Raw genomic sequence first — 23,247 nt, 5'->3', positions numbered from 1 at the left:
CGTCCTCAAGGACGCCTTCGCGAGCAGGCTCGCTCCCACAGGGTCAGGCGTATACCACATGATGATTCCCTCCCCCTGGCGTGCCGATTTCCCGGCCATCGCCGCGCTGCAACGGCAAGACCAGACTTATCTGGACAACGCCGCCACCACGCAAAAACCCCAAGCCCTGCTCGACGCGTTGACGCATTACTACGCCAATGGCGCAGCCAATGTGCATCGTGCGCAACACCTGCCCGGCGCTCACGCGACGCAGGCGTTCGAAGACAGTCGGCTCAAGGTCGCCCAGTGGCTCAATGTCGGTGACAGCGGGCAGATCATCTTCACCCACGGCGCCACCAGTGCGCTGAATCTCCTGGCTTATGGCCTGGAACATCTTTTCCACCCGGGCGATGAAATTGTCATCAGCGCCCTGGAGCATCACGCCAACCTGCTGCCGTGGCAGCAACTGGCGCAACGTCGCAACCTGAAACTGGTGATCCTGCCGCTGGATGCCGACGGTCTGATCGACCTTGCTGCCGCGGTACATTTGATCGGTCCGCGCACGCGTTTGCTGGCAGTCAGTCAGTTGTCCAACGTGCTCGGTGCATGGCAGCCATTGCCGGCCTTGCTGGGCATGGCCAAGGCGCAGAACGCGCTCACTGTAGTCGATGGCGCGCAAGGCGTGGTCCATGGTCGGCATGACGTGCAGGCGCTGGGTTGCGACTTCTATGTGTTTTCCAGCCACAAACTGTATGGCCCCGATGGCCTCGGCGTATTGTTCGGGCGCAACGCAGCACTTGAGCAACTGAAACCATGGCAGTTCGGTGGCGAGATGGTGTTGGAAGCCAACTATCACGACGCGCGTTTCCGCCCTGCGCCGCTGGGTTTTGAAGCGGGCACGCCGCCGATTGCCAGTGTGATCGGCCTCGGCGCAACGCTCGATTATCTGGCCGATCTGGATCAGGACGCGGTGTCGGCCCATGAAGCGGCGCTGCATGACTATCTGCTGCGTGGACTCGCCGCTCGTAACGGCATCCGTCTGCTCGGCAAGCCGCAACTGGCACTGGCGAGTTTTGTTGTCGAGGGTGTGCATAACGCTGATCTGGCGCACTTGCTGACCGAGCAAGGAATCGCCGTGCGCGCCGGGCATCACTGCGCGATGCCGCTGCTGAAAAGCTTCGAGTTGGCCGGAGCGATTCGGGTGTCGCTGGCGCTGTACAACGACTCCGAGGATCTGGAGCGCTTCTTTGAGGCGCTGGATCAGGCGCTGGAGTTGTTGCGATGAGTTTGCCGGTCGCGGCTGCTGAAGCGCTGCACATTTTTCAGAACGCAGCCGGCTGGGAACAGCGGGCGCGGTTGCTGATGCAGTTTGGTGATCGTCTGCCGCCGTTGAGTGACGCCGACAAGTGCGATGCCAACCGAGTGCATGGCTGTGAGAGTCAGGTGTGGCTGGTTGGGGCATTGCACGACGGTCACTGGCAGTTCAGCGCCAGCAGCGATGCGCGGATGATTCGCGGGTTGGTGGCGTTGTTGCTGTTACGGGTTAACGGGTTGTCGGCGGCTGAATTGCAGCAGGTTGATTTGCCGGACTGGTTCAATCAGCTAGGCCTTTCGCGTCAGCTATCGCCATCGCGCAGCAATGGCCTCAATGCCGTGCTCCAGCGGATGAATGAGCTGGCTCGCTGACTGATCGTTCCCACGCTCTGCGTGGGAATGCCTCAACGGACGCTCCGCGTTCGGCTCTGGATGGGACGCGGAGCGTCCCGGGCTGCATTACCACGCGGAGCGTGGGAACGATCAACCGGTCAGGCGTCAGATTTGACCCGGTCAGCCGGACGCCGAACCCCCGCGACAATCTTGTCCACTGCCTTGGTCGCCGCGACCATGCCGAACGTTGCCGTGACCATCATCACCGCGCCAAACCCACCGGCGCAGTCGAGCTTCACGCCATCGCCGACAAAACTCTTCTGCAGACAAATGCTGCCATCCGGTTTCGGATAACGCAGTTGCTCCGTGGAAAACACGCACGGCACGCTGTAATGCCGGGTCACGGTGCGCGAAAAGCCATAATCACGCCGCAACGTCGAGCGCACTTTCGACGCCAACGGGTCGTTGAACGTGCGGTTGAGATCGCACACCTGAATCAGCGTCGGGTCAATCTGCCCGCCCGCACCACCCGTGGTGATGATCTGGATCTTGCGGCGCTTGCACCAGGCGATCAGCGCAGCCTTGGCGTTGACCGCGTCGATGCAGTCGATCACGCAATCAATGTTCGGCGTGATGTATTCAGCCATGGTCTCGCGAGTAACGAAATCCGCCACGGCGTGCACGGTGCAATCCGGGTTGATCCCGCGCAGACGCTCGGCCATCACCTCGACCTTGGGTTTGCCGACGGTGCTGTCCAGTGCGTGCAACTGGCGGTTGGCGTTGCTGACGCAGACGTCATCGAGGTCGAACAGCGAAATCGCGCCGACGCCACAGCGGGCCATGGCTTCCGCCGCCCAGGAACCGACACCACCGACGCCGACAATCGCCACATGGGCCGCGCGCAGGCGCTCCAGGCCTTCAATGCCATACAAACGGGCGATGCCTGCAAACCGCGGATCTTCTGTACTCATGACCATTACCCCAAAAACCGGCGCGCATTATAGGGCTACGCGGCGACAAGTTCTAAACATCAGCTACAAGTGTAAGAACTTAAGTCAAAGTCGGCTGCCCAATGTCGGGCATTTCCCTGTCTGATGTACGACTTGTGAACTGCCGGTGTAGGATGCGCGCCCCTCGGGCGTCTAGCCGACCGATCCTTCGTTCCACAGCCTTTGGAACCCGAAATAGCTATGTCATCGCGTAAATTTGGACTCAACCTGGTGGTGGTTCTGGCAATCGCTGCCCTGTTCACCGGTTTCTGGGCGCTGATCAATCGCCCGGTTTCCGCGCCGAACTGGCCGGAGCAGATCTCCGGTTTCTCCTATTCGCCGTTCCAGCAAGGACAATTCCCGCAGAAGGATCAGTATCCGTCTGACGACGAAATGCGCCGTGATCTGGAGATCATGAGCAAGCTGACGGACAACATCCGTATCTACTCGGTCGACGGCTCGCTGCAAGACATCCCGAAACTGGCTGAGGAATTCGGCCTGCGCGTGACCCTGGGGATCTGGATCAGCCCCGACCAGGAACGCAACGAACGGGAAATCACCCGCGCCATCGAACTGGCCAACACTTCGCGCAGCGTGGTTCGTGTGGTGGTCGGTAACGAAGCGATTTTCCGTAAGGAAATCACCGCCCAAGAGCTGAGCGTATTGCTCGATCGCGTGCGCGCTGCGGTGAAAGTGCCGGTGACCACGTCCGAGCAATGGCACGTCTGGGAAGAACACCCGGAACTGGCCAAGCACGTTGACCTGATCGCTGCGCACGTTCTGCCTTACTGGGAATTCATCCCGGTCGACAAGGCCGGCCAGTTCGTGTTCGACCGTGCCCGCGATCTGAAAAAGCTGTTCCCGAAAAAACCGCTGCTACTCTCCGAGGTCGGCTGGCCGAGCAACGGCCGCATGCGTGGCGGCGCCGATGCGTCGCCGGCGGATCAGGCGATCTACCTGCGGACCTTGGTCAACAAGCTCAACCGCCAAGGCTTCAACTACTTCGTGATCGAAGCCTTCGACCAGCCGTGGAAGGCCAGTGACGAAGGTTCGGTCGGCGCCTACTGGGGCGTGTTCAACGCCGCGCGTCAGCAGAAATTCAACTTCGAAGGCCCGGTGGTCGCGATCCCGCAATGGCGCGTGCTGGCGATCGGTTCGGTGGTGCTGGCGCTGTTGTCGCTGACCTTGCTGATGATCGACGGCTCGGCCCTGCGTCAGCGTGGGCGGATCTTCCTGACCTTTATCGCGTTCCTTTGCGGGTCCGTGCTGGTGTGGATCGGTTACGACTACAGCCTGCAATACAGCACGTGGTTCAGTCTGACAGTGGGCTTCCTCTTGGCGCTCGGCGCGCTCGGGGTGTTTATCGTCTTGCTGACGGAGGCGCATGAACTGGCTGAAGCGGTGTGGATTCACAAGCGTCGGCGCGAGTTCCTGCCGGTGGAAGGCGACTCCAGCTATCGCCCGAAAGTGTCGATCCACGTGCCGTGCTACAACGAGCCGCCGGAGATGGTCAAACAGACCCTCGACGCCCTCGCCGCCCTCGATTATCCAGACTACGAAGTCCTGATCATCGACAACAACACCAAGGATCCGGCGGTGTGGGAACCGGTGCGTGACTACTGCGCAACCCTCGGCCCGCGCTTCAAGTTCTTCCACGTCTCGCCGCTGGCCGGTTTCAAGGGCGGCGCGCTGAACTACCTGATTCCGCACACCGCCAAGGACGCCGAAGTGATCGCGGTGATCGACTCCGATTACTGCGTGCACCCGAACTGGCTCAAGCACATGGTGCCGCACTTCGCCGACCCGAAAATCGCCGTGGTGCAGTCGCCGCAGGATTATCGCGACCAGAACGAAAGCACCTTCAAGAAGCTCTGCTACGCCGAATACAAAGGCTTCTTCCACATCGGCATGGTCACCCGTAACGACCGTGACGCGATCATTCAGCACGGCACCATGACCATGACCCGCCGTTCGGTGCTGGAAGAATTGGGTTGGGCCGACTGGTGCATCTGTGAAGACGCCGAACTCGGTCTGCGCGTATTCGAGAAAGGCCTGTCGGCGGCGTATTACCACGACAGCTACGGCAAGGGCCTGATGCCGGATACGTTTATCGACTTCAAGAAGCAGCGTTTCCGTTGGGCGTACGGCGCGATCCAGATCATCAAGCGTCACACCGGCAGCCTGCTGCGCGGCAAGGACACCGAGCTGACGCGCGGCCAGCGTTACCATTTCCTCGCGGGCTGGTTGCCGTGGGTGGCGGACGGCATGAACATCTTCTTCACCGTCGGTGCGCTGTTGTGGTCGGCGGCGATGATCATCGTGCCGCAGCGGGTCGATCCGCCGCTGCTGATTTTCGCGATTCCGCCGTTGGCACTGTTCGTGTTCAAGGTCGGCAAGATCATCTTCCTGTATCGCCGAGCAGTTGGCGTGAACCTGAAAGATGCCTTCTGCGCGGCACTGGCCGGGCTGGCGTTGTCGCACACCATCGCCAAAGCGGTGCTCTACGGCTTCTTTACCAGCAGCATTCCGTTCTTCCGCACGCCGAAAAACGCCGACAACCATGGTTTCTGGGTGGCGATTTCCGAAGCGCGGGAAGAGCTGTTCATCATGCTGTTGTTGTGGGGCGCGGCGCTGGGGATCTACCTGGTCAACGGCATGCCGAGCAACGACATGCGTTTCTGGGTGGTGATGTTGCTGGTGCAGTCGCTGCCGTATCTGGCGGCGCTGATCATGGCGTTCCTGTCGTCGCTGCCAAAACCTGCGGCTGCGCCTGAGCCGGCGCCGGTCGTCTAAATCCTCATCGATGCACTAAACGGCGGCCAATGGTCGCCGTTTTGCTTTAAGATAACCGCCATTTTGCGGGGCTTGGCGTGATACGCGGTGTAACCGACCGAACCCAATCCCTGTGGGAGCGAGCTTGCTCGCGAAGGCTTTGTAACATTCAACCCTTATGTTGCCTGATACACCGCATTCGCGAGCAGGCTGGCTCCCACAGTGGCCCTCGCTCAAATTCATGATCCCGGAGTTTTCCATGACGGCCCACGCCGACCTTTCGCCGACCCTCCAACTCGCCATCGACCTGATCCGCCGTCCGTCCGTGACGCCGGTCGACGCCGATTGCCAGAAGCAGATGATGCAGCGCCTGGGCGATGCCGGTTTCAGCCTCGAGCCGATGCGCATCGAAGATGTGGATAACTTCTGGGCGACCCACGGCACCAACGACGGCCCGGTACTGTGCTTCGCCGGCCACACCGACGTGGTGCCGACCGGCCCGGTCACCGCGTGGCAGATCGACCCGTTCAACGCACTGATCGACGAACACGGCATGCTCTGCGGCCGTGGCGCGGCGGACATGAAAGGCAGCCTGGCGTCGATGACCGTCGCCGCTGAGCGTTTCGTCGCCGACTACCCGAACCACAAGGGCAAGGTCGCGTTCCTGATCACCAGCGACGAAGAAGGCCCGGCGCATCACGGCACCAAAGCAGTGGTCGAGCGCTTGGCCGCGCGCAACGAGCGTCTGGACTGGTGCATCGTCGGCGAACCGTCGAGCACCACACTGGTTGGCGACGTGGTGAAAAACGGTCGTCGCGGCTCGCTGGGTGCAAAGCTCACGGTCAAAGGCATTCAGGGCCACGTCGCCTATCCACACTTGGCAAAGAATCCGATCCACCTCGCCGCTCCGGCGCTGGCCGAACTGGCCGCCGAGCACTGGGATCACGGTAACGATTTCTTCCCGCCAACCAGTTTCCAGATTTCCAACGTCAACTCCGGCACCGGCGCGACCAACGTGATTCCGGGCGATCTGGTGGCGGTTTTCAACTTCCGTTTCTCCACCGAATCGACCGTTGAAGGCCTGCAGAAGCGCGTGGCTGACATTCTCGACAAGCATGATCTGGACTGGCACATCGACTGGGCGCTGTCCGGTCTGCCGTTCCTCACCGAACCTGGCGCGCTGCTCGACGCGGTGTCGGCGAGCATCAAGGACATCACCGGCCGCGAGACCAAGGCGTCGACCAGCGGCGGCACCTCCGATGGCCGTTTCATCGCGACCATGGGTACGCAGGTGGTTGAACTGGGCCCGGTCAACGCGACCATTCACCAGGTCAACGAACGCGTGCTGGCAGCAGATCTCGATGTGCTGACCGAAATCTACTACCAGACCCTGATCAAGTTGCTCGCCTGATGCTCGCTTGCCCCATCTGCAGTGAACCGCTGAATGCGGTGGATAACGGCGTGGTCTGCCCCGCCGGCCATCGTTTCGACCGTGCGCGACAGGGTTACCTCAACCTGCTGCCGGTGCAGCACAAAAACAGCCGTGATCCTGGCGACAACCAGGCCATGGTCGAAGCGCGCCGCGACTTCTTGAACGCTGGCCATTACGCGCCGGTAGCCAAGCGTCTGGCCGAACTGGCAGCGAGTTATGCGCCGGATCGCTGGGTCGATATCGGTTGCGGCGAGGGTTATTACACCGCGCAGATCGCCGAGGCCCTGCCGAACGCTGATGGCTACGCGCTGGATATTTCCCGTGAAGCGGTCAAACGCGCCTGCAAACGCAACCCGGCAATCACCTGGTTGATCGCCAGCATGGCCCGCGTGCCGTTGGCGTCGGGCAGTTGCCAGTTTCTCGCCAGTGTTTTCAGTCCTTTGGATTGGGAAGAGGCCAAGCGCTTGCTCAGTGTCGGCGGCGGTCTGATGAAAGTCGGCCCGACCAGCGGCCACCTGATGGAGTTGCGCGAACGCCTGTACGACGAAGTGCGCGAGTACACCGACGACAAGCATCTGGCCCTGGTGCCGGAAGGCATGGCGATGGCGCACAGTGAAACCCTGGAATTCAAGCTGACGCTGGACAAGCCCGAGGATCGCGCCAACCTGTTGGCGATGACGCCCCACGGCTGGCGCGCCAGTGCCGAGCGTCGTGCGGCGGTGATCGAACAGGCCGAGCCGTTCGAGACCACTGTGTCGATGCGCTACGATTATTTCGTTCTTCAATAACTTTTGGTCTCGGGCGAGTGCCCGGGGCCGGCTAAATCCGCGAATGGATTTTTCAGACCCGCAGTGAGGACATCCATGCGCCAACCGGATATCGAGATTTACCTGAAAGACGCCGACGTCGACCACAAGGCCATTTCGGCCTGGCTGGGCGCCGCGCTGGGCCCGTGCACCGACTGGGTTCAGAAAGGCCAGACCTGGAAGTGCAAGGCCGGCAACGTGCCGGTGACCTGGCTGCCGAAAGCCGTGGGCAAATGGAACAGCCTGTACCTGGAAAGCGACCAGACGCCATGGGACGACGACATCGCCTGCGCCCGCGCCGCATTCGCTGCGCTGAACGTGGAAGTGCGTTGCGCGCCGGGCACGTGGGTTGAAGAAGAAGGTGAGGAAACGGCGGATCGCTGGATGCGCATCAGCGAAGACGGTGAAGAAGAAATCACCTGGAAAACCGCGTAACAACAGGCAACATAGATCCCATGTGGGAGCGAGCCTGCTCGCGAATGCGGTGTATCAGTCACCATTCATATCGACTGACACTACGCATTCGCGAGCAGGCTCGCTCCCACAGTGGTTTTCAGCGACTTACAGGCCTACAACATCCTCAGCCTGCAAACCCTTCTCGCCGGTAATCACCGCGTACTCGACCTGCTGGCCCTCGGTCAGCGACCGATGCCCTTCGCCGCGAATCGCGCGGTAGTGCACGAACACGTCCACCCCGTCTTCGCGCTGGATAAAGCCGTAGCCTTTGGCGTCGTTGAACCACTTCACGTTGCCGGTTTCACGTGTTGCCATCTGTTCGTACTCCTTTTTTATTATTGAACAGGCTTTTCGCAGGAAAGCCTTTGCGGAACGTCAGCCTGCGTCCGACGTCCATAAAAGGGCCCCGGCGACAGACCGCCGAGTATATGACAGGCGCGAAAACTCTCAACAGGAGATTACTTCGCCGCTTTTTTGCCGATTTTCGGTGAATACGGCAAACTGTCGACCTCCCGAGCAAATGCTCGGTTTTATCCACTCACGCAGAAGCCGTATGACCCGTTCCCCGTTCCGCCGTCTTGTGTTTGGCACCTTGCGCCGACTGTTGTACCTCTGGGTCCGCTCGGAAACGATCAACCAGTCGTCGTTCACCCTCAACCTCGACCGCAGTCGTCCGGTGTTCTACGTCCTGCAAAACCCTTCGCTGACCGATCTGGCCGTGCTCGACACCGAGTGCACCAAGGCCGGCCTGCCGCGTCCGGTGCTGCCGGTGTCGGTGGGTTCGCTGATCGAACCGGCGGCGTTTTTTTACCTGACGCCGGATCCAGACTGGCTCGGTCGCCAGGACAAACGCGGCGCGCCGCCAACCCTGACTCGCCTGGTCAGCGCACTGACGCAGAACGCTGCTGAAGATGCGCAGATCATTCCGGTCAGCGTGTTCTGGGGCCAATCGCCGGACAGCGAAAACAGTCCGTGGAAGCTGTTGTTCGCCGACAGCTGGGCCGTCACCGGGCGCCTGCGTCGTCTGTTGAGCATCATTGTTCTCGGGCGTAAAACCCGCGTGCAATTCTCGGCGCCGATTCACCTGCGCGAGCTGATCGAGCACAACAAGGGCCACGAACGCACCGTGCGCATGGCCCAGCGAATCCTGCGCGTACACTTCCGTAATCTGAAAGCAGCGGTGATCGGCCCGGACATTTCCCACCGTCGCAACCTGGTCAAAGGTCTGCTCAACCAGCCACTGGTCAAGCAAGCGATCCTCGACGAAGCCGAGCGCGAAAACATCTCCGCGGAGAAAGCCAAGGCCCAGGCCTTGCGCTACGGCAACGAGATCGCCTCGGACTACACCTACACCGCGATCCGCTTTCTCGAAGTGGTGCTCAGCTGGTTCTGGAACAAGATCTACGACGGCATCAAGGTCAACCACATCGAAGGCGTGCAGAAGGTCGCCCAGGGTCACGAAGTGATCTACGTACCGTGCCACCGCAGCCACATCGACTATTTGCTGCTGTCGTATCTGCTGTTCCGCAACGGCCTGACCCCGCCGCACATCGCCGCCGGGATCAACCTGAACATGCCGGTGATCGGCAGCCTGCTCCGTCGCGGCGGCGCGTTCTTCATGCGTCGCACATTCAAGGGCAATCCGCTGTACACCTCAGTGTTCAACGAATACCTGCACACCCTGTTCACCAAAGGTTTCCCGGTCGAGTACTTCGTCGAGGGCGGCCGCTCGCGCACCGGGCGCATGCTGCAGCCGAAAACCGGCATGCTCGCCATCACCCTGCGCAGCTTCCTGCGTTCGTCGCGGATGCCGATCGTGTTTGTGCCGGTGTACATCGGTTATGAGCGCGTGCTGGAAGGTCGCACCTACCTCGGCGAACTGCGCGGCGCGAGCAAGAAGAAAGAATCGATCTTCGACATTTTCAAAGTCATCGGTGCGCTCAAGCAGCGCTTCGGTCAGGTCGCGGTGAACTTCGGCGAGCCGATCAAACTGGCGGAATTCCTTGATGCCGAGCAACCGGACTGGCGCCAGCAGGAACTCGGCCCGCAGTACAAACCGGCGTGGCTCAACGAAACCACCAATCGCCTTGGCGAGAAAGTCGCGCAGCATTTGAACGAAGCGGCGGCGATCAACCCGGTCAACCTTGTCGCGCTGGCGCTGCTGTCGACCACACGTCTGGCGCTGGACGATCGCGCCATGGCGCGGGTGCTGGACCTGTACCTGGCGCTGCTGCGCAAAGTCCCGTATTCGCCGCACACCACGCTGCCGGAAGGCGATGGTCGTGCGCTGATCGAGCATGTGAAGGACATGGACCTGCTCGCTGAGCAGAACGATGCGCTGGGCAAGATTCTCTATCTGGATGAGCAGAACGCCGTCCTGATGACCTACTACCGCAACAACGTGCTGCACATCTTCGCGTTGCCTGCGCTGCTGGCGAGTTTCTTCCAGAGCGCTTCGCGCATGAGCCGCGAACAGATCCTGCGCTACACCCGCGCGCTCTATCCGTACCTGCAATCGGAGCTGTTCATTCGCTGGACGCTGGACGAACTGGACGGTGTGGTTGATCAGTGGCTCGAAGCGTTCGTCGAGCAAGGCCTGCTGCGCTTCGAGAAGGACGTCTACCTGCGTCCGGCGCCAAGTTCGCGGCATTTCGTCCTGCTGACGCTGCTGTCGAAGAGCATCGCCCAGACCTTGCAGCGCTTCTACATGACCGTGTCCTTGCTGCTCAACAGCGGCCAGAACACCGTCAGCGCCGAAGAGCTGGAAGATCTCTGCACGGTCATGGCCCAGCGCCTGTCGATCCTCCACGGTCTGAATGCGCCGGAGTTCTTCGACAAGAGCCTGTTCCGTCACTTCATCCAGACGATGCTCGACCTCGACGTGCTGCGCCGCGACGAAGCCGGAAAACTGAGTTACCACGAGCTGCTTGGCGAACTCGCCGAAGGTGCGGCCAAGCGCGTGTTGCCGGCGGAGATTCGTTTGTCGATCCGCCAGGTTGCACTGCATCGCAGTGAAGATGCTGCCGATCAGGTCGTCGCCCAACCCGAGACCTGATGCAAACCCTGTGGGAGCGAGCCTGCTCGCGAAGGCGGAGTGTCAGTCGACATCTCAGTGACTGAAATACCGCTTTCGCGAGCAGGTCGAATCGTCGCAACGTCGCTCCCACATTGAAAGGAGATGTACCTTGAAGAAACTACTAACCCTCGCCGCCGCTACGCTGTTGAGCGCCTGCCAATCGACCACACCTGCCGGCAAGGTCAGCCTCGACGGTGAAGTGTTCTACCTGCAGCGCATCGCCCTGCCACCGAGCGCGACCCTCAGCGTCAGCCTGCAGGACGTTTCCTTGGCCGATGCGCCAGCCGTGGTGCTGGACGAGCAGAAAGGCCCGGTCAAAGGTCAAGTGCCACTGCCCTTCCACTTGAGCTACGATCCGGCGCAGGTCAAACCGGGCCACCGTTACTCGGTCAGCGCGCGCATTGAAGTGAACGGCGAACTGATGTTCATCACCACCGAAAACCACGCCGTGCAACTCGACGGCAACGACCCGCAGCCGCTGAAAATCCGCGTCGACGCCGTTCGTTAATTCATTTTCCGCAGCCCTTTTCCGCAACAAGGAAGCCGCCATGTTCCGCCCTACCCTTCGCTTCGCCGGCCTGTGTGCAGGCCTGATGATCTCCGCCAGCGCCATGGCTTTGTCGCTGAGTGACCTGTCGCAAAAAGACGCGACCGGCGGCCTCAAGGATGCCCTGACCCAGGGTGCGCAAATCGCCGTCAAACAACTCGGCACACCCGGCGGTTTCAGCAACAACCCCGACGTGAAGATCGAACTGCCGGGCAAACTCGGCAAAGCCGCGAGCAAAATGAAAGCCTTCGGCATGGGCGCCCAGGTCGAAGAACTGGAAACCGCCATGAACAAGGCTGCCGAATCCGCGGTGACTCAGGCCCAGCCAATCCTCGTCGATGCCGTGAAGAAAATGAGCGTGGAAGACGCCAAAGGCATCCTCAGTGGCGGCAAGGACTCGGCCACGCAATACCTCGACAAATCCAGCCGCGAACAGATCCGCGCCAAGTTCCTGCCGATCGTCAAACAAGCGACCGACAAGGTTGGCGTGGCGCAGAAGTACAACGCCTTCGCCGGCCAGGCCGCGACGTTTGGTGTGGTAGACGCGAAGAGCGCCAACGTTGAAAACTACGTCACCGAGCAAGCGCTCAACGGCCTGTTCGAGATGATCGGCAAACAGGAAGAAACCATCCGCCAGAACCCGGCCGCAGCGGCGACCAGTCTGGCGAAGAAGGTGTTCGGCACGTTGTAATGTGCTGAACGACAAAAAGCCCGCTGACCTTTACCGGTTCAGCGGGCTTTTTTGTGGGCGTCAGTTTTGCGGATCGACTTGATCGAGGACGCGATTCACCGACAGCTCAGCGAGGGAAATCATCTGCTGAATACCCAGAAGCTGACTACACGTCGGGCCATTCAGGGTGAACGCCAGTTCGCTGGCCATGATGTTGGCTGAGGCCAGGGTTTCACAGGCGTGAGCGAGTAATGTTTCGGAATCGACTTCGGGAAGGACGGTAAAAATTGTGCTGGGATGGCTGACGGGTTTGGGGGGATTGGGTGTGGTTTTGAACATGGCGAAATCTCCTGAAGTAGTGGAGCCGCCACCGTTCGCTGCGAAACGAAAGTTAGGTGGCAGCTGTACGCAGGTTCGCAGACCGGGACTTCAGGCACCCGGCATACCCGAAGGTATCCCGCGCACAACCGCCATGACACAGGCATAAAAAAGCGCCCGCTTTCGGATGGTGGACGCTGTGCGTCTGAAGTTTAACCGGGCTGCGAAACCCGGTCGCTGATTTTTGCAGCGACAGACCTAGCCTAGAGATCGCGCTTCCGACGGACAACCTGAAAACCTTGTGGGAAGGTTCTGTATTTTCGCAACACGGTTAAACAATTTTGCCTGTCCGATCGTCATCGCCGGCAGGGTCACTCCTACAGTTAAATGGAGTACACCTGCAAAAAACGGGTCGGCTGTCAGGCCGCCTTCGCGAGCAGGCTCGCTCCCACAGTTGAATTGAGTACACCTGCAGAAAACAGGTCGGCTGTCAGGCCGCCTTCGCGAGCAGGCTCACTCCTACAGTTGGATTGAGTACACCTGCAGAAAACAGGTCGGCTGTCAGGCCGCCATCGCTGGCAAGCCAGCTCCCACAATTGGATTGGGTGTATGCCGGTAGAGATTGGGCGGCTGTCAGGACCTCATCGCGAGCAGGCTCACTCCTACAGTTGGATTGCGTACATCTGCAAAAAACAGGTCGGCTATCAGGCCGCCTTCGCGAGCAAGCTCGCTCCCACAAAAGAGCAAGAGCAGATCGCTTCTGCTCCTCACCACTCAACAGGATGAGCGTTAGCTCGGCTGCAGCTTTTGATCTTGATCTGGAAGCCCGTCGGCAGGCTGAGTGGAGGGATTGATCCGGGGGTGGGAGCGCAGCGACCGTTCGACGAAGTCGAACACATCGAAAGGAGGTGCAGCGAAGCAAACCGGAAGCGATGCCCCCGGATCGATCCCGGAGCGAAGGAACCCCGAGCCCCAGCGAGCGGGCCGAACGTCAGGGCGCAGACCTTTGGTTCCTTTGGGGCGTTTGCCAAAGGGACTCGCTGTAAAAGCGAAACCGCCAGCGGCAGCGCCCGCAGAAACGGATATTCACCCAAACCCCAAGAACATGGTCGGCCCGAAGGCCGCCACGTCAAACAAAGGATCAAGCCTCGCGCCGAACCCTGAACCAAGCCGCATACAACGCCGGCAAAAACAACAGCGTCAACGCCGTAGCCACAATCAACCCGCCCATGATCGCCACCGCCATCGGCCCAAAAAAAACACTCCGCGACAACGGAATCATCGCCAGCACCGCCGCCAACGCCGTCAACACAATCGGCCTGAAGCGTCGAACCGTAGCCTCGATAATCGCCTGCCAAGGCTTAAGCCCGGACTTGATATCCTGCTCAATCTGATCCACCAGAATCACCGAATTGCGCATGATCATCCCGGACAACGCAATCGTCCCCAACATCGCCACAAACCCGAACGGCTGGCGGAACACCATCAAAAACAGCACCACCCCGATCAACCCCAACGGCGCCGTCAAAAACACCATCGCCGTGCGCGAAAAACTGCGCAACTGCACCATCAAAAGCGTCAGCACCACGACGATGAACATCGGCACCCCGGCATTCACCGACTTCTGCCCACGCTCGGAATCCTCCACCGTGCCACCGACATCCAACAGATAACCATCGGGCAACTCGGCGCGAATCGAATCCAGCGTCGACATGATCTGCTTCACCAGCGTCGCCGGCTGTTCCTTGCCATAAATATCCGCCCGTACGGTCACGTTCGGCAGACGATTGCGGTGCCAGATAATCCCCTCCTCAAAGCCATATTCAAGGGTAGCAATCTGCGACAACGCCACACTGCGGCCGTTATCCGTCGGCACCGCCAGACTCGGCAACAACGACAACTCGGTACGCTCATGCACCGTGCCGCGCAGCAGAATCTCGATCAATTCGTTGTCTTCGCGATACTGGCTGACACTCGACCCGGTCAACGAACTCTGCAGGAATTTCGCCAGATTCGCCGTGCTTACACCCAATGCCCGGGCGCGATCCTGATCGATATTCAGGTACACCACTTTGCTCGGCTCTTCCCAATCCAGATGCACATTGACCACATGCGGATTCTCGCGAACCTTGGCCGCCACTTTGCGCGCCAACGCGCGGACCTCTTCGATGTGTTCGCCGGTGACGCGGAACTGCACCGGATAGCCAACCGGCGGACCGTTTTCCAAGCGTGTAACCCGCGAACGCAATGCAGGAAATTGCTCGTTAAGCGTCTCGATCAACCAGCTGCGTAGTGCTTCCCGCTCCTCGATAGTTTTCGCCAACACCACAAACTGCGCGAAGCTCGCCGCCGGCAACTGCTGATCCAGCGGCAGGTAGAAACGCGGCGAACCGGTGCCAACATAGGCCACATAATTGTCGATGCCCGCATGATCCTTGAGCATCGCCTCCAGCCGTTTCACCTCACCGGTGGTATTGGCCAGCGACGCGCCTTCAGCCAATTTCAGATCGACCATCAACTCCAGTCGATTGGAGGCCGGGAAGAACTGCTGCGGGACGAAGCGGAACAACATCACCGAGGCGATAAACAGCCCCACCGTCAGCACGATTACGGTCTTGCGATGCGCCACGCACCACTCCACCAAACGCCGAACCCGCTGATAGAACGGCGTGCCATACGGATCCGGCTGACCATCGCCAGTGCCATGTTTGGCCGCATGAATTTTCGCCAGATCCGGCAGGAGTTTTTCCCCCAGATACGGCACAAACATCACCGCCGCCACCCACGAAGCGAGCAGCGCAATCGTGACCACCTGAAAGATCGAACGGGTGTATTCGCCAGTGCCGGACTGCGCCGTGGCAATCGGCAGAAACCCGGCGGCAGTGATCAATGTGCCGGTGAGCATCGGGAACGCGGTGCTGGTCCAGGCGTAGCTCGCCGCGCGGATGCGGTCGAAACCCTGCTCCATTTTTATCGCCATCATTTCCACAGCAATGATCGCGTCGTCCACCAGCAAGCCCAGCGCCAGCACCAACGCGCCAAGGGAGATCTTGTGCAGGCCGATGCCGAGGTAATACATGCAGGCGAAAGTCATCGCCAGCACCAGCGGAATGGTCAGCGCCACCACCATGCCGGTGCGCACGCCGAGGGAGAAGAAGCTCACCAGCAAGACAATCGCCAGCGCTTCGACCAGTACCTGAACAAACTCGCCGACTCCGGTTTTCACCGCCGCCGGCTGGTCGGAAACCTTGCGCAATTGCATACCGGCCGGGAGGTTTTTCTGGATGCGCGAGAACTCGCCTTCCAGCGCTTTACCCAGCACCAGAATGTCGCCGCCATCCTTCATCGCTACCGCCAGACCAATCGCGTCTTCGCCCATGAAGCGCATGCGCGGCGCCGGTGGATCGTTGAACCCGCGACGCACATCGGCGACATCGGAGATGCGGAACGTACGATCACCGACGCGGATCGGGAAGTTTTTTATCTCCTCGACCGTCTGAAAATTCCCCGAGACTCGTAGTTGCAAACGCTCGCTACCGGTTTCAAAGAACCCCGCGGTCGACACCGCGTTCTGCTCTTGCAGCGCTTGTTGCACCGCCGCCAGCGGCAAGCCGAGCGTTGCCAGTTTGACGTTGGACAGCTCGACCCAGATTTTCTCATCCTGCAAACCAAGCAGGTCAACCTTGCCAACATCCTTGACCCGTTGCAGCTGGATCTGGATACGGTCGGCGTAATCCTTGAGCACCGCGTAATCGAAACCGTCGCCGGTCAGCGCATAGATATTGCCGAACGTGGTACCGAATTCATCGTTGAAGAACGGCCCCTGTATGTCCGGCGGCAAGGTCTGGCGAATATCACTGACCTTCTTGCGCACCTGATACCAGAGGTCGGGAATTTCCTTGGAGTGCATCGAGTCGCGGGCAATGAATGTCACCTGGGATTCACCGGGGCGCGAGAACGACACAATGCGTTCGTACTCACCGGTTTCCATCAGCTTCTTTTCGATGCGTTCGGTAACCTGGCGCGAGACTTCCTGCGCGGTCGCCCCCGGCCAACGGGTTTGAATCACCATGGCTTTGAAAGTAAACGGCGGGTCTTCGCTCTGGCCGAGTTTGGTGTAGGACAACGCACCAACGATGGCCAGCAAAAGCATCAGGAACAGTACGATCTGGCGATTACGCAGCGCCCATTCGGAAAGGTTGAAGCGCATCGTGGCTTACTCCTTGTCCGCCAGATTGACCACACGGTTGGAGCGATCCACCGGACGCACCTGCTGCCCTTCAAGCAACACATGCACACCGGCGGCCACCACCCAGTCGCTGGCGTTCAAGCCTTCGAGCACCGGCACGGTTTTCTCGCCGAACGGGCCGATGCGCACCGGGGTTTTCTTCAAGGTGTTGTTGCCGTTGACGACCCACACGTAGGTCGCGCTGTTTTCCGCGGTGAGTGCCGAGAGCGGCACCGACAGGGAAACGCTGTCAGCCGATTGCACAAACACCCGGGCGCTCTGGCCCAGTTCGGCCGGGACTTTGCCGCCGGTGAAGGAAATACGTGCAGCAAAGGTGCGTGAGCGTGGATCGGCGGCGGGCGACAGTTCGCGGATCTGCCCGGCGAAACGCTGGTTTTGCTGCGTCCACAATTCAACCGTCACTGGCTGACCGACCTTGAAGCGCCCGAAGCTCTGCTCCGGCAGGCTGATCAACACTTCGCGCTCGCCATCAGTGGCCAAGGTGAATACGGTTTGCCCGGCGGCAACCACCTGCCCCACCTCGACCGAACGCTTGGCCACCACGCCATCCTGCGGCGCACGCAGCACGGCGTAACTGGCCTGATTGGTCGATACGTTGAATTCGGCTTTGATTTGTTTGAGGCGGGCTTCACCGGAGCGGTAAAGATTTTCGGCATTGTCGTAAGCCGAGCGGCTGACCATCTGCCGATCCATCAGGGTCTTGTAGCGATCGCGCTCGGCACGCACCAGATTGAGATTGGCTTCGGCGGCGGCGACCTGGGCGCGGGTGGCTTCCAGTTGCAGGCGCACGTCCTGCGGATCGAGCTCGGCGAGTGGCTGATCAGCATTCACCCGCTGGCCCTCATCGACCAGTCGTCGGCTGACTTTGCCGCCAATGCGGAAGGCCAGATCGGGTTCGTAGCGAGCGCGAACCTCGCCCGGATAACTTTCCATCGCCTGCGCCGAAGGCTCTGGCTGCACCACCATGGCCGGTCGCACGGTGACTTGCGTCGCCTCTTCCTGACCACACGCTGACAAAAGGAACGCCAGACTCACTGGCAACGCGAGGGACAACGCATGGCGGAACATGGTGACGGACCTTTCGCTAATGGTGCTTGGAATAATTATACTGGCGGGTATGGTATTAATAGCAAACTCACCAGTCCAGTATTAAAAGCGAAGAATGTCGAACAATCTTTCAGCTCCAAACGGTCCGGGCCGCCCCAAGGATCTGGCCAAGCGCCAGGCCATCCTCGACGCGGCGAAAATTCTGTTTCTGAGTCATGGCTACGCCAACACCAGCATGGACGCGGTCGCCAGCGAGGCCGGCGTGTCGAAGCTGACGGTCTACAGCCATTTCAACGACAAGGAGACGCTGTTCTCCGCCGCCGTGGTGGCCAAATGCGAAGAGCAATTACCGCCACTGTTCTTCGAATTGCCTGAAGGCATCGCCGTGGAAAATGTGTTGCTGAACATTGCGCGAGGCTTTCATCACCTGATCAACAGCGATGAATCGGTGAACTTGCACCGCTTGATCATGGCCCTCGGCAGTCAGGACCCGAAGCTGTCACTGATCTTCTTCGAGGCCGGCCCGCAGCGCATGGTGCAGGGCATGGAGCGGCTGTTGACGCGCATCCACGAGACGGGCGTGCTGAGCATCGATCTGCCGCGCAATGCCGCCGAGCATTTCTTTTGCCTGATCAAGGGTGCGGGAAATTTCCGGCTGTTGTATGGGTGTGGGGAGCCGTTGAGCGAAGAGGCTGCAGAGAGCCATATCGAGGAAGTGGTGGCTTTGTTTATGCGCGCCTATCGCCCCTGATTCTGTGGTGTCTGGGGGGACGCCTTCGCGAGCAGGCTCGCTCCCACAGTTGAAATGCATTCCAAGGTGGGAGCGAGCCTGCTCGCGAATAGCAGCGACTCGGTCTTAGGGTTTTAGCGCTTTCTTCGGATAGATGTCATAGCGGCTCGATTTGCCATCCAGCGCATGACTCGGCTTCGGCCCCTCAATGCACGGCGCCTTGCGCGGTCGCTTGACCACTACCCGGTGCGTCGCCAAGGCCAGCGCCGCCTGCAACAACGCCGGCGCATCCGGATCATCGCCCACCAGCGGCCGGAACAGACGCATTTCCTTCTTCACCAGCGCGGTCTTCTCGCGATGCGGAAACATCGGGTCGAGATAAATCACCTGCGGCGGCTCACCTTCCCAGTTCCGCATGACTTCGATGGAATTGCCCTTGAGCAATTTCATTCGCGCCACGATCGGCGCGACATCGAAATCTTCCGCAGCGCGTGCCAGGCCATCCTCCAGCAACGCCCCGATCAGCGGCTGGCGCTCGATCAGACTCATCTCGCAACCCAGACTGGCCAGCACGAACGCATCCTTGCCCAACCCCGCCGTGCCATCCAGCACCCGCGGGCGCACGCCTTGAGCAATGCCGACAGCCTTGGCGATCATCTGCCCGCTGCCGCCCCCGTATAAACGCCGATGCGCCGCGCCGCCTTCAACGAAGTCGACGCGCACCGGCCCCGGTGCGTCCGGGCCGAGCTGTTGCAGCTGCAAACCCTGCTCGCCGACCTGCAAGGCAAATTCGCCGTCCGCCACTTCAAGCGGCAGGCCCAGACGCTCGGCCCACTGCTCGGCTTGCGCTTCAAACGTCGGGCCGAGGGCCTGAACATGGATGCGGCAGGCCGCGGGTTGCTCAATCATGGAAAACACGCTCAAAAATTCAAGGACCGGCAAAAACCGCCGATAACTCATTCAACGCGCATTTTGCCAGAGCTGAGCGTCAACCGAAAAAAATGTCAGGCATTCTTCCCACATCGATTGGCTACATCTCGCCCCATGGCGACTTTAGCCGTCACAACACTCAAGCACTGAGCGGCGTCAGTCATCTGTGGCAGGATTTCTTTGCCCAGGCGCTGGCCGAACAGACGAGTGAAGTGGTGCCTGCCTGCGGTACGTTTCCGCCGGTTGACCTGAGCAGCCCGGAAGAACCGACCATCGGCAGCGAGTTGCACGCGCACATCGTCAGCCAGCGCGAATGCGATGTGGTGGAAACCGAGGTGCGCCCGCCGGAGCCGCTGTTCCTGCCGATCGCCGAATTCGAAATGGACTTGCTGGACAAACCATTCCCGCCATTCCCGCCAGAAGAACTGAAAGCTCAGCAAGAGCAACAGGATTTCGACAGCAGTTGGGTGCGTCCGGTTGTGATCAACAATGGTCAGCCTGTTCCAGAGCCTGGCCCGGCCCCGCAGAAGAAACCGCTGTACCTGCCGATTGCCGAGTTCGACCTCGACCTGATGCAGAAGCCTTACCCGCCGTTCCCGCCAGAAGAAATCGTCGAGCAACAGAAGGCGCTGGACTTCGATAATGGCTGGGCGCGCCCGATCGTTCTGCAGAACCTGCGCCTCGCCGCCTAAACCTCAGCGACACACGCTCCAGCGCCCGACATCGACATGAAAGTGATTGCGATGGGCGGCGTTGTAATCCGGACTCAACACCACACTGAACGCCTCGCAGGCACCGTCGCGCACCTGACGGAGAAACTGCGCGTCCTGATTTTGCTTCGGCCAGTCCTTGAGTACGCTGACCGTGCGGCCATCGGCCAGACGAAACCCGGCGATGTCCAATGCATCGGCGCTGGCGTGACGGCTGAGCGCCCCGCTCTCGCGGTTGTAGACATTGCGACAGGCGAAGCTGCCGAGGTGATCAACTCGCGCGACTTTCTGACCGTAAACCGACTGTGCGGCGGGTTGCAGCGAATGGTGCTCGAACATCGCGTAGGCGACCGCCAACGGGCAACTGGCGAGGAAACTGCTGCTCAGCGCCACCTCACCGCCCTGTACGCGTAATGCACCGATCAGTGGGCACTTGGCGTCAGGACTGTCGGATTGACGTGTGACGCGCAGATCGGAACTGCTTAACGCCTGGGCGCAGAGCTCAGGATCACTGCGCAAGCGCATCAGCTTGTAACCGGTCAGCCAGTTGGGCGCGGCTTGCACATCCAGCGGCGCCCATGGATTCCATTCTGGCGGCACGTCCAGCCAACCGCGCCAGACACTGATCAACGCGCCGCCGATGATCAACAGGACGCTTAGCGCAATCCATCGCCCCATGCTCAACCCTTGAAGAACTGATTGGCCTTGGCGTACGGCATCGACTGCGAGGTAAAGCCGAACGTGCCCGATTGCTGGATCTCTTCAGCGGCGCGAAAAAATTCGCCGAACGCCGCCAACGCCAGCGCCGAACCGGTACTGATGCGGCGCACGCCCATTTCCTCCAGCTCCTGCACGGTCAGTTTCAAGCCGCCAGACATCAGCACGTTGACTGGTTTCGGCGCCACCGCGCGCACCACCGCCAGCACTTCTTCGGCGTTGCGCAAACCTGGCGCGTACAGCACGTCGGCGCCTGCTTCGGCGAAGGCCTGCAAGCGGCGGATGGTGTCGTTGATGTCGGGATTACCGTGCAGATAGTTTTCCGCACGCGCGGTGAGAATGAAGGGAAATGGTAGCGTGCGCACCGCAGCAACAGCGGCTTCGATGCGCGCCACGGCGTGTTCGAAACAATAGATCGGCGCATCCGCGCGGCCTGTGGCGTCTTCGATCGAGCCACCCACCGCGCCCGCCTCGGCTGCGCGAAGCAGGCTTTTCGCGGCTTCGGCCGGGTCATCGGAAAAACCGTTTTCCAGATCCACCGCCACCGGCAGATCCGTCGCGGCGACGATTGCGCGGACATTGGCCAAGGTCTCATCAAGGCTCAAGGCACCGTCAGCCTTGCCTTGGGAAAACGCATACCCGGCGCTGGTGGTCGCCAAGGCCTGATACCCCAGGCTGGCGAGCATTTTCGCCGAACCTGCATCCCACGGATTGGGAATGACAAAAATCCCCGGACGCTCATGCAGGACTTTGAAGGCGTGGGCTTTACGGGTTTGTTCTTGAAGGGCTGAGGCGTCCATCGGCAGGCTCCCTGGCAGGATAAAAATCCGCCTCAGAGCAGGTCAAGTTGCTCGGCGGCGGGTTCTCTGTATAGCTCAGGCAGCGCTGGCAGGCCAGGCAAACGTTGCATCAGTTGCGTGTGAAAACGTTGCGCCAGTTTTGCCGCCAACAGGTTGTCGGCGGTGTGCAGGAAGATGTACGGCGTGCGCCCCTCTTCGATCCACTCGGCGATTTTAGCCACCCACGGCAGCAGAAACGGGTCGTTGGCCTCAAGCTCTGGATGGCCAATGAAGCGCACCTGCGGAAATTGCGTAAATGCCGCCGGGCGTGTCGGCACTCGCGGCTTTTTCGATTGCGCGTGAATCACCGAAGACTCGGTCGACAGGCAGCTGAACAGCGCACGCGGATCAAGGCAAATGCGCTCGACACCACGATCCAGCAGCAGGCGATTCAGCAGGCGTTCGCTCTCGCCCTTGGCGAAGAACTGTTCATGCCGCACTTCCACCGCCAACGGGCAATCCAGCGCATCGAAGAACGCTGCCAGTTCCGGCAGGCGATGCGGCGTAAAGCTTTTCGACAGTTGCAACCACAGCGGCGAGACACGCTGGCCGAGGGGTTTGAGTAATTGCAGGAAGGTATCGGCGGCGGTCAGTTGCTCGCGCAGATCACCGCTGTGGCTGATGTCGCCGGGAAATTTGGCGGTGAAGCGAAAGTGTTCGGGCATCACCTCGGCCCAACGCTGCACGGTGGCCGGCGACGGGCTAGCGTAGAAGGTCGTGTTGCCTTCAACGGCGTTGAACACTTGCGAATAGAGACTGAGGAAGTCAGAAGTTTTGGCGTCTACCGGGTACAGATACTCGCGCCAGGCGTTTTCGCTCCAGGACGGGCAACCGAGGTAGTAAGGCAGATCCATCAGATGTACAGATCGAGGCCCAGCACGTCTGCATCCCAATCGACAAACCCGGCGGTGCTCAGGTAGCTGGCCAGGGCCATGGCTACGCTCTTTTTCATCGCACGGTGGTAAATCATGTCTTGTTGACGGGCGGGCAGATTGCTCAGGCGTTGCGCGGCGGCTTTGGCAGCAGCGCGGGCAGCCATTTGCTCTTCAGTCGGAAATTCCAGCTCGCCGTCGATATCGTCGACGGACTCATCCAGCGCCGCATTGCCTTTACGAGGCTTGCGCTTGATGGGGTAGGACTGAGAGGAAAGGCCGTCTATACGCATAATTTCATGCTCGGTATCGATGATGGCAATTTAGCGGCACCTGACCGACTTAGCAAATCGCCGAGTGATAACTAGAACACATAAAGCGCAAAAGGTTTAAAGCGAGGGGTTAGAAACTGACGATTGGCTTCAGAAGATCAAAAGATCGCAGCCTTCGGCAGCTCCTGC

The 23,247-nt window shown here is 60.3% G+C and carries 20 protein-coding genes and 1 pseudogene; 11 read left to right on the top strand and 10 right to left on the bottom strand.

Annotated elements, in window-relative coordinates; all coding sequences use genetic code 11:
• Nucleotides 1–58 precede the first annotated feature (58 nt).
• On the top strand, nt 59–1,264 hold the full coding sequence (locus PspS49_RS05850; RefSeq protein ID WP_160038496.1) for a cysteine desulfurase: 1,206 nt from the start codon (nt 59–61) through the stop codon (nt 1,262–1,264).
• Nucleotides 1,261–1,665 carry a SufE family protein gene (locus PspS49_RS05845; protein ID WP_127925999.1) on the top strand — a complete coding sequence of 135 codons (405 nt, stop codon included), beginning with the start codon at nt 1,261–1,263 and terminating at the stop codon, nt 1,663–1,665. The genes PspS49_RS05850 and PspS49_RS05845 overlap by 4 nt, the downstream gene beginning before the upstream one ends.
• A gap of 119 nt (nt 1,666–1,784) precedes the next feature.
• Here PspS49_RS05845 and tcdA read toward each other — a convergent pair whose 3' ends face one another.
• Nucleotides 1,785–2,603, bottom strand: coding sequence for a tRNA cyclic N6-threonylcarbamoyladenosine(37) synthase TcdA (gene tcdA, locus PspS49_RS05840; RefSeq protein WP_160038494.1), 819 nt, complete (start codon nt 2,601–2,603; stop codon nt 1,785–1,787).
• Nucleotides 2,604–2,816: 213 nt separating this feature from the next.
• Between tcdA and PspS49_RS05835 the strand changes: the two genes are divergently transcribed.
• The 4 genes from PspS49_RS05835 (at nt 2,817) to PspS49_RS05820 (ending at nt 8,060) form a co-directional block, all read left to right on the top strand.
• Nucleotides 2,817–5,408, top strand: a complete 2,592-nt coding sequence (locus PspS49_RS05835) for a glycosyltransferase (RefSeq protein WP_160038491.1) — start codon at nt 2,817–2,819, stop codon at nt 5,406–5,408.
• Nucleotides 5,409–5,646: 238 nt separating this feature from the next.
• On the top strand, nt 5,647–6,798 hold the full coding sequence (gene dapE / locus PspS49_RS05830) for a succinyl-diaminopimelate desuccinylase (protein ID WP_122591327.1): 1,152 nt from the start codon (nt 5,647–5,649) through the stop codon (nt 6,796–6,798).
• Entirely contained in the window at nt 6,798–7,607 is an 810-nt protein-coding gene (locus PspS49_RS05825; RefSeq protein ID WP_160038489.1) for a putative RNA methyltransferase, read from the top strand. Before dapE ends, PspS49_RS05825 begins: the two co-directional genes overlap by 1 nt.
• A 75-nt stretch (nt 7,608–7,682) precedes the next feature.
• Nucleotides 7,683–8,060: a hypothetical protein gene (locus tag PspS49_RS05820; protein ID WP_127925994.1), complete on the top strand. Its 378-nt coding sequence runs from the start codon at nt 7,683–7,685 to the stop codon at nt 8,058–8,060.
• A gap of 126 nt (nt 8,061–8,186) precedes the next feature.
• On the opposite strand, the gene PspS49_RS05815 is transcribed toward PspS49_RS05820, so the two are convergent.
• Nucleotides 8,187–8,396: a cold-shock protein gene (locus PspS49_RS05815; RefSeq protein ID WP_007908870.1), complete on the bottom strand. Its 210-nt coding sequence runs from the start codon at nt 8,394–8,396 to the stop codon at nt 8,187–8,189.
• Nucleotides 8,397–8,634: 238 nt separating this feature from the next.
• On the opposite strand from PspS49_RS05815, the gene plsB reads away from it, so the two are divergent.
• From plsB to PspS49_RS05800, 3 genes are all read left to right on the top strand, one after another.
• A complete protein-coding gene (plsB, locus tag PspS49_RS05810; RefSeq protein WP_150749452.1) occupies nt 8,635–11,136 on the top strand; it encodes a glycerol-3-phosphate 1-O-acyltransferase PlsB in 2,502 nt (833 codons plus the stop codon).
• 130 nt (nt 11,137–11,266) lie between these two features.
• Nucleotides 11,267–11,665 carry a YbaY family lipoprotein gene (locus PspS49_RS05805; RefSeq protein WP_160038487.1) on the top strand — a complete coding sequence of 133 codons (399 nt, stop codon included), beginning with the start codon at nt 11,267–11,269 and terminating at the stop codon, nt 11,663–11,665.
• A 40-nt stretch (nt 11,666–11,705) separates the two neighbouring features.
• On the top strand, nt 11,706–12,395 hold the full coding sequence (locus PspS49_RS05800) for a DUF4197 domain-containing protein (RefSeq protein WP_150749455.1): 690 nt from the start codon (nt 11,706–11,708) through the stop codon (nt 12,393–12,395).
• Nucleotides 12,396–12,455: 60 nt separating this feature from the next.
• Here PspS49_RS05800 and PspS49_RS05795 read toward each other — a convergent pair.
• The 3 genes and pseudogenes from PspS49_RS05795 to PspS49_RS05785 form a co-directional block, all read right to left on the bottom strand.
• Nucleotides 12,456–12,671: pseudogene (locus PspS49_RS05795) on the bottom strand (DUF6124 family protein); the annotation flags it as partial.
• 1,162 nt (nt 12,672–13,833) lie between these two features.
• Nucleotides 13,834–16,902, bottom strand: coding sequence for an efflux RND transporter permease subunit (locus PspS49_RS05790; protein WP_160038483.1), 3,069 nt, complete (start codon nt 16,900–16,902; stop codon nt 13,834–13,836).
• A gap of 6 nt (nt 16,903–16,908) precedes the next feature.
• A complete protein-coding gene (locus PspS49_RS05785) occupies nt 16,909–18,009 on the bottom strand; it encodes an efflux RND transporter periplasmic adaptor subunit (protein WP_160038481.1) in 1,101 nt (366 codons plus the stop codon).
• 94 nt (nt 18,010–18,103) lie between these two features.
• On the opposite strand from PspS49_RS05785, the gene PspS49_RS05780 reads away from it, so the two are divergent.
• Nucleotides 18,104–18,739: a TetR/AcrR family transcriptional regulator gene (locus PspS49_RS05780; RefSeq protein ID WP_127925989.1), complete on the top strand. Its 636-nt coding sequence runs from the start codon at nt 18,104–18,106 to the stop codon at nt 18,737–18,739.
• 105 nt (nt 18,740–18,844) lie between these two features.
• On the opposite strand, the gene PspS49_RS05775 is transcribed toward PspS49_RS05780, so the two are convergent.
• The gene (locus PspS49_RS05775; RefSeq protein WP_174245099.1) at nt 18,845–19,624 is read right to left on the bottom strand and encodes a class I SAM-dependent methyltransferase; all 780 of its coding nucleotides are present in this window, start codon (nt 19,622–19,624) and stop codon (nt 18,845–18,847) included.
• A gap of 95 nt (nt 19,625–19,719) precedes the next feature.
• On the opposite strand from PspS49_RS05775, the gene PspS49_RS05770 reads away from it, so the two are divergent.
• Complete coding sequence (locus PspS49_RS05770) at nt 19,720–20,340, top strand: energy transducer TonB (protein ID WP_127925987.1); 621 nt, start codon at nt 19,720–19,722, stop codon at nt 20,338–20,340.
• A gap of 3 nt (nt 20,341–20,343) precedes the next feature.
• Here the strand turns inward: PspS49_RS05770 and PspS49_RS05765 are convergent, their stop codons facing one another.
• The 4 genes from PspS49_RS05765 to PspS49_RS05750 are packed head-to-tail and all read right to left on the bottom strand — an operon-like array spanning nt 20,344 to nt 23,079.
• Nucleotides 20,344–21,036, bottom strand: a complete 693-nt coding sequence (locus PspS49_RS05765) for an extensin family protein (protein ID WP_150776122.1) — start codon at nt 21,034–21,036, stop codon at nt 20,344–20,346.
• Nucleotides 21,037–21,038: 2 nt separating this feature from the next.
• Nucleotides 21,039–21,875, bottom strand: a complete 837-nt coding sequence (locus PspS49_RS05760; protein WP_127925985.1) for an isocitrate lyase/phosphoenolpyruvate mutase family protein — start codon at nt 21,873–21,875, stop codon at nt 21,039–21,041.
• 32 nt (nt 21,876–21,907) lie between these two features.
• Nucleotides 21,908–22,768, bottom strand: coding sequence for a DUF72 domain-containing protein (locus PspS49_RS05755; RefSeq protein WP_160038477.1), 861 nt, complete (start codon nt 22,766–22,768; stop codon nt 21,908–21,910).
• Nucleotides 22,768–23,079, bottom strand: a complete 312-nt coding sequence (locus tag PspS49_RS05750; protein ID WP_127925983.1) for a hypothetical protein — start codon at nt 23,077–23,079, stop codon at nt 22,768–22,770. The genes PspS49_RS05755 and PspS49_RS05750 overlap by 1 nt, the downstream gene beginning before the upstream one ends.
• Nucleotides 23,080–23,247: the final 168 nt, after the last annotated feature.

The sequence above is a fragment of the Pseudomonas sp. S49 genome, from assembly GCF_009866785.1.
Classification (GTDB): domain Bacteria; phylum Pseudomonadota; class Gammaproteobacteria; order Pseudomonadales; family Pseudomonadaceae; genus Aquipseudomonas.
Note: the sequence above shows the minus strand (reverse complement) of the source record. Positions and strands in the feature narration are given on the sequence as shown.

Bases quoted from the DNA above. Each gene is read 5' to 3' on its own strand.
- PspS49_RS05850 (WP_160038496.1), top strand. From the start codon at position 59: ATGATGATTCCCTCCCCCTGGCGTGCCGATTTCCCGGCCATCGCCGCG.
- PspS49_RS05845 (WP_127925999.1), top strand. From the start codon at position 1,261: ATGAGTTTGCCGGTCGCGGCTGCTGAAGCGCTGCACATTTTTCAGAAC.
- tcdA (WP_160038494.1), bottom strand. From the start codon at position 2,603: ATGGTCATGAGTACAGAAGATCCGCGGTTTGCAGGCATCGCCCGTTTG.
- PspS49_RS05835 (WP_160038491.1), top strand. From the start codon at position 2,817: ATGTCATCGCGTAAATTTGGACTCAACCTGGTGGTGGTTCTGGCAATC.
- dapE (WP_122591327.1), top strand. From the start codon at position 5,647: ATGACGGCCCACGCCGACCTTTCGCCGACCCTCCAACTCGCCATCGAC.
- PspS49_RS05825 (WP_160038489.1), top strand. From the start codon at position 6,798: ATGCTCGCTTGCCCCATCTGCAGTGAACCGCTGAATGCGGTGGATAAC.
- PspS49_RS05820 (WP_127925994.1), top strand. From the start codon at position 7,683: ATGCGCCAACCGGATATCGAGATTTACCTGAAAGACGCCGACGTCGAC.
- PspS49_RS05815 (WP_007908870.1), bottom strand. From the start codon at position 8,396: ATGGCAACACGTGAAACCGGCAACGTGAAGTGGTTCAACGACGCCAAA.
- plsB (WP_150749452.1), top strand. From the start codon at position 8,635: ATGACCCGTTCCCCGTTCCGCCGTCTTGTGTTTGGCACCTTGCGCCGA.
- PspS49_RS05800 (WP_150749455.1), top strand. From the start codon at position 11,706: ATGTTCCGCCCTACCCTTCGCTTCGCCGGCCTGTGTGCAGGCCTGATG.
- PspS49_RS05790 (WP_160038483.1), bottom strand. From the start codon at position 16,902: ATGCGCTTCAACCTTTCCGAATGGGCGCTGCGTAATCGCCAGATCGTA.
- PspS49_RS05785 (WP_160038481.1), bottom strand. From the start codon at position 18,009: ATGTTCCGCCATGCGTTGTCCCTCGCGTTGCCAGTGAGTCTGGCGTTC.
- PspS49_RS05780 (WP_127925989.1), top strand. From the start codon at position 18,104: ATGTCGAACAATCTTTCAGCTCCAAACGGTCCGGGCCGCCCCAAGGAT.
- PspS49_RS05770 (WP_127925987.1), top strand. From the start codon at position 19,720: ATGTCAGGCATTCTTCCCACATCGATTGGCTACATCTCGCCCCATGGC.
- PspS49_RS05765 (WP_150776122.1), bottom strand. From the start codon at position 21,036: ATGGGGCGATGGATTGCGCTAAGCGTCCTGTTGATCATCGGCGGCGCG.
- PspS49_RS05760 (WP_127925985.1), bottom strand. From the start codon at position 21,875: ATGGACGCCTCAGCCCTTCAAGAACAAACCCGTAAAGCCCACGCCTTC.
- PspS49_RS05755 (WP_160038477.1), bottom strand. From the start codon at position 22,768: ATGGATCTGCCTTACTACCTCGGTTGCCCGTCCTGGAGCGAAAACGCC.
- PspS49_RS05750 (WP_127925983.1), bottom strand. From the start codon at position 23,079: ATGCGTATAGACGGCCTTTCCTCTCAGTCCTACCCCATCAAGCGCAAG.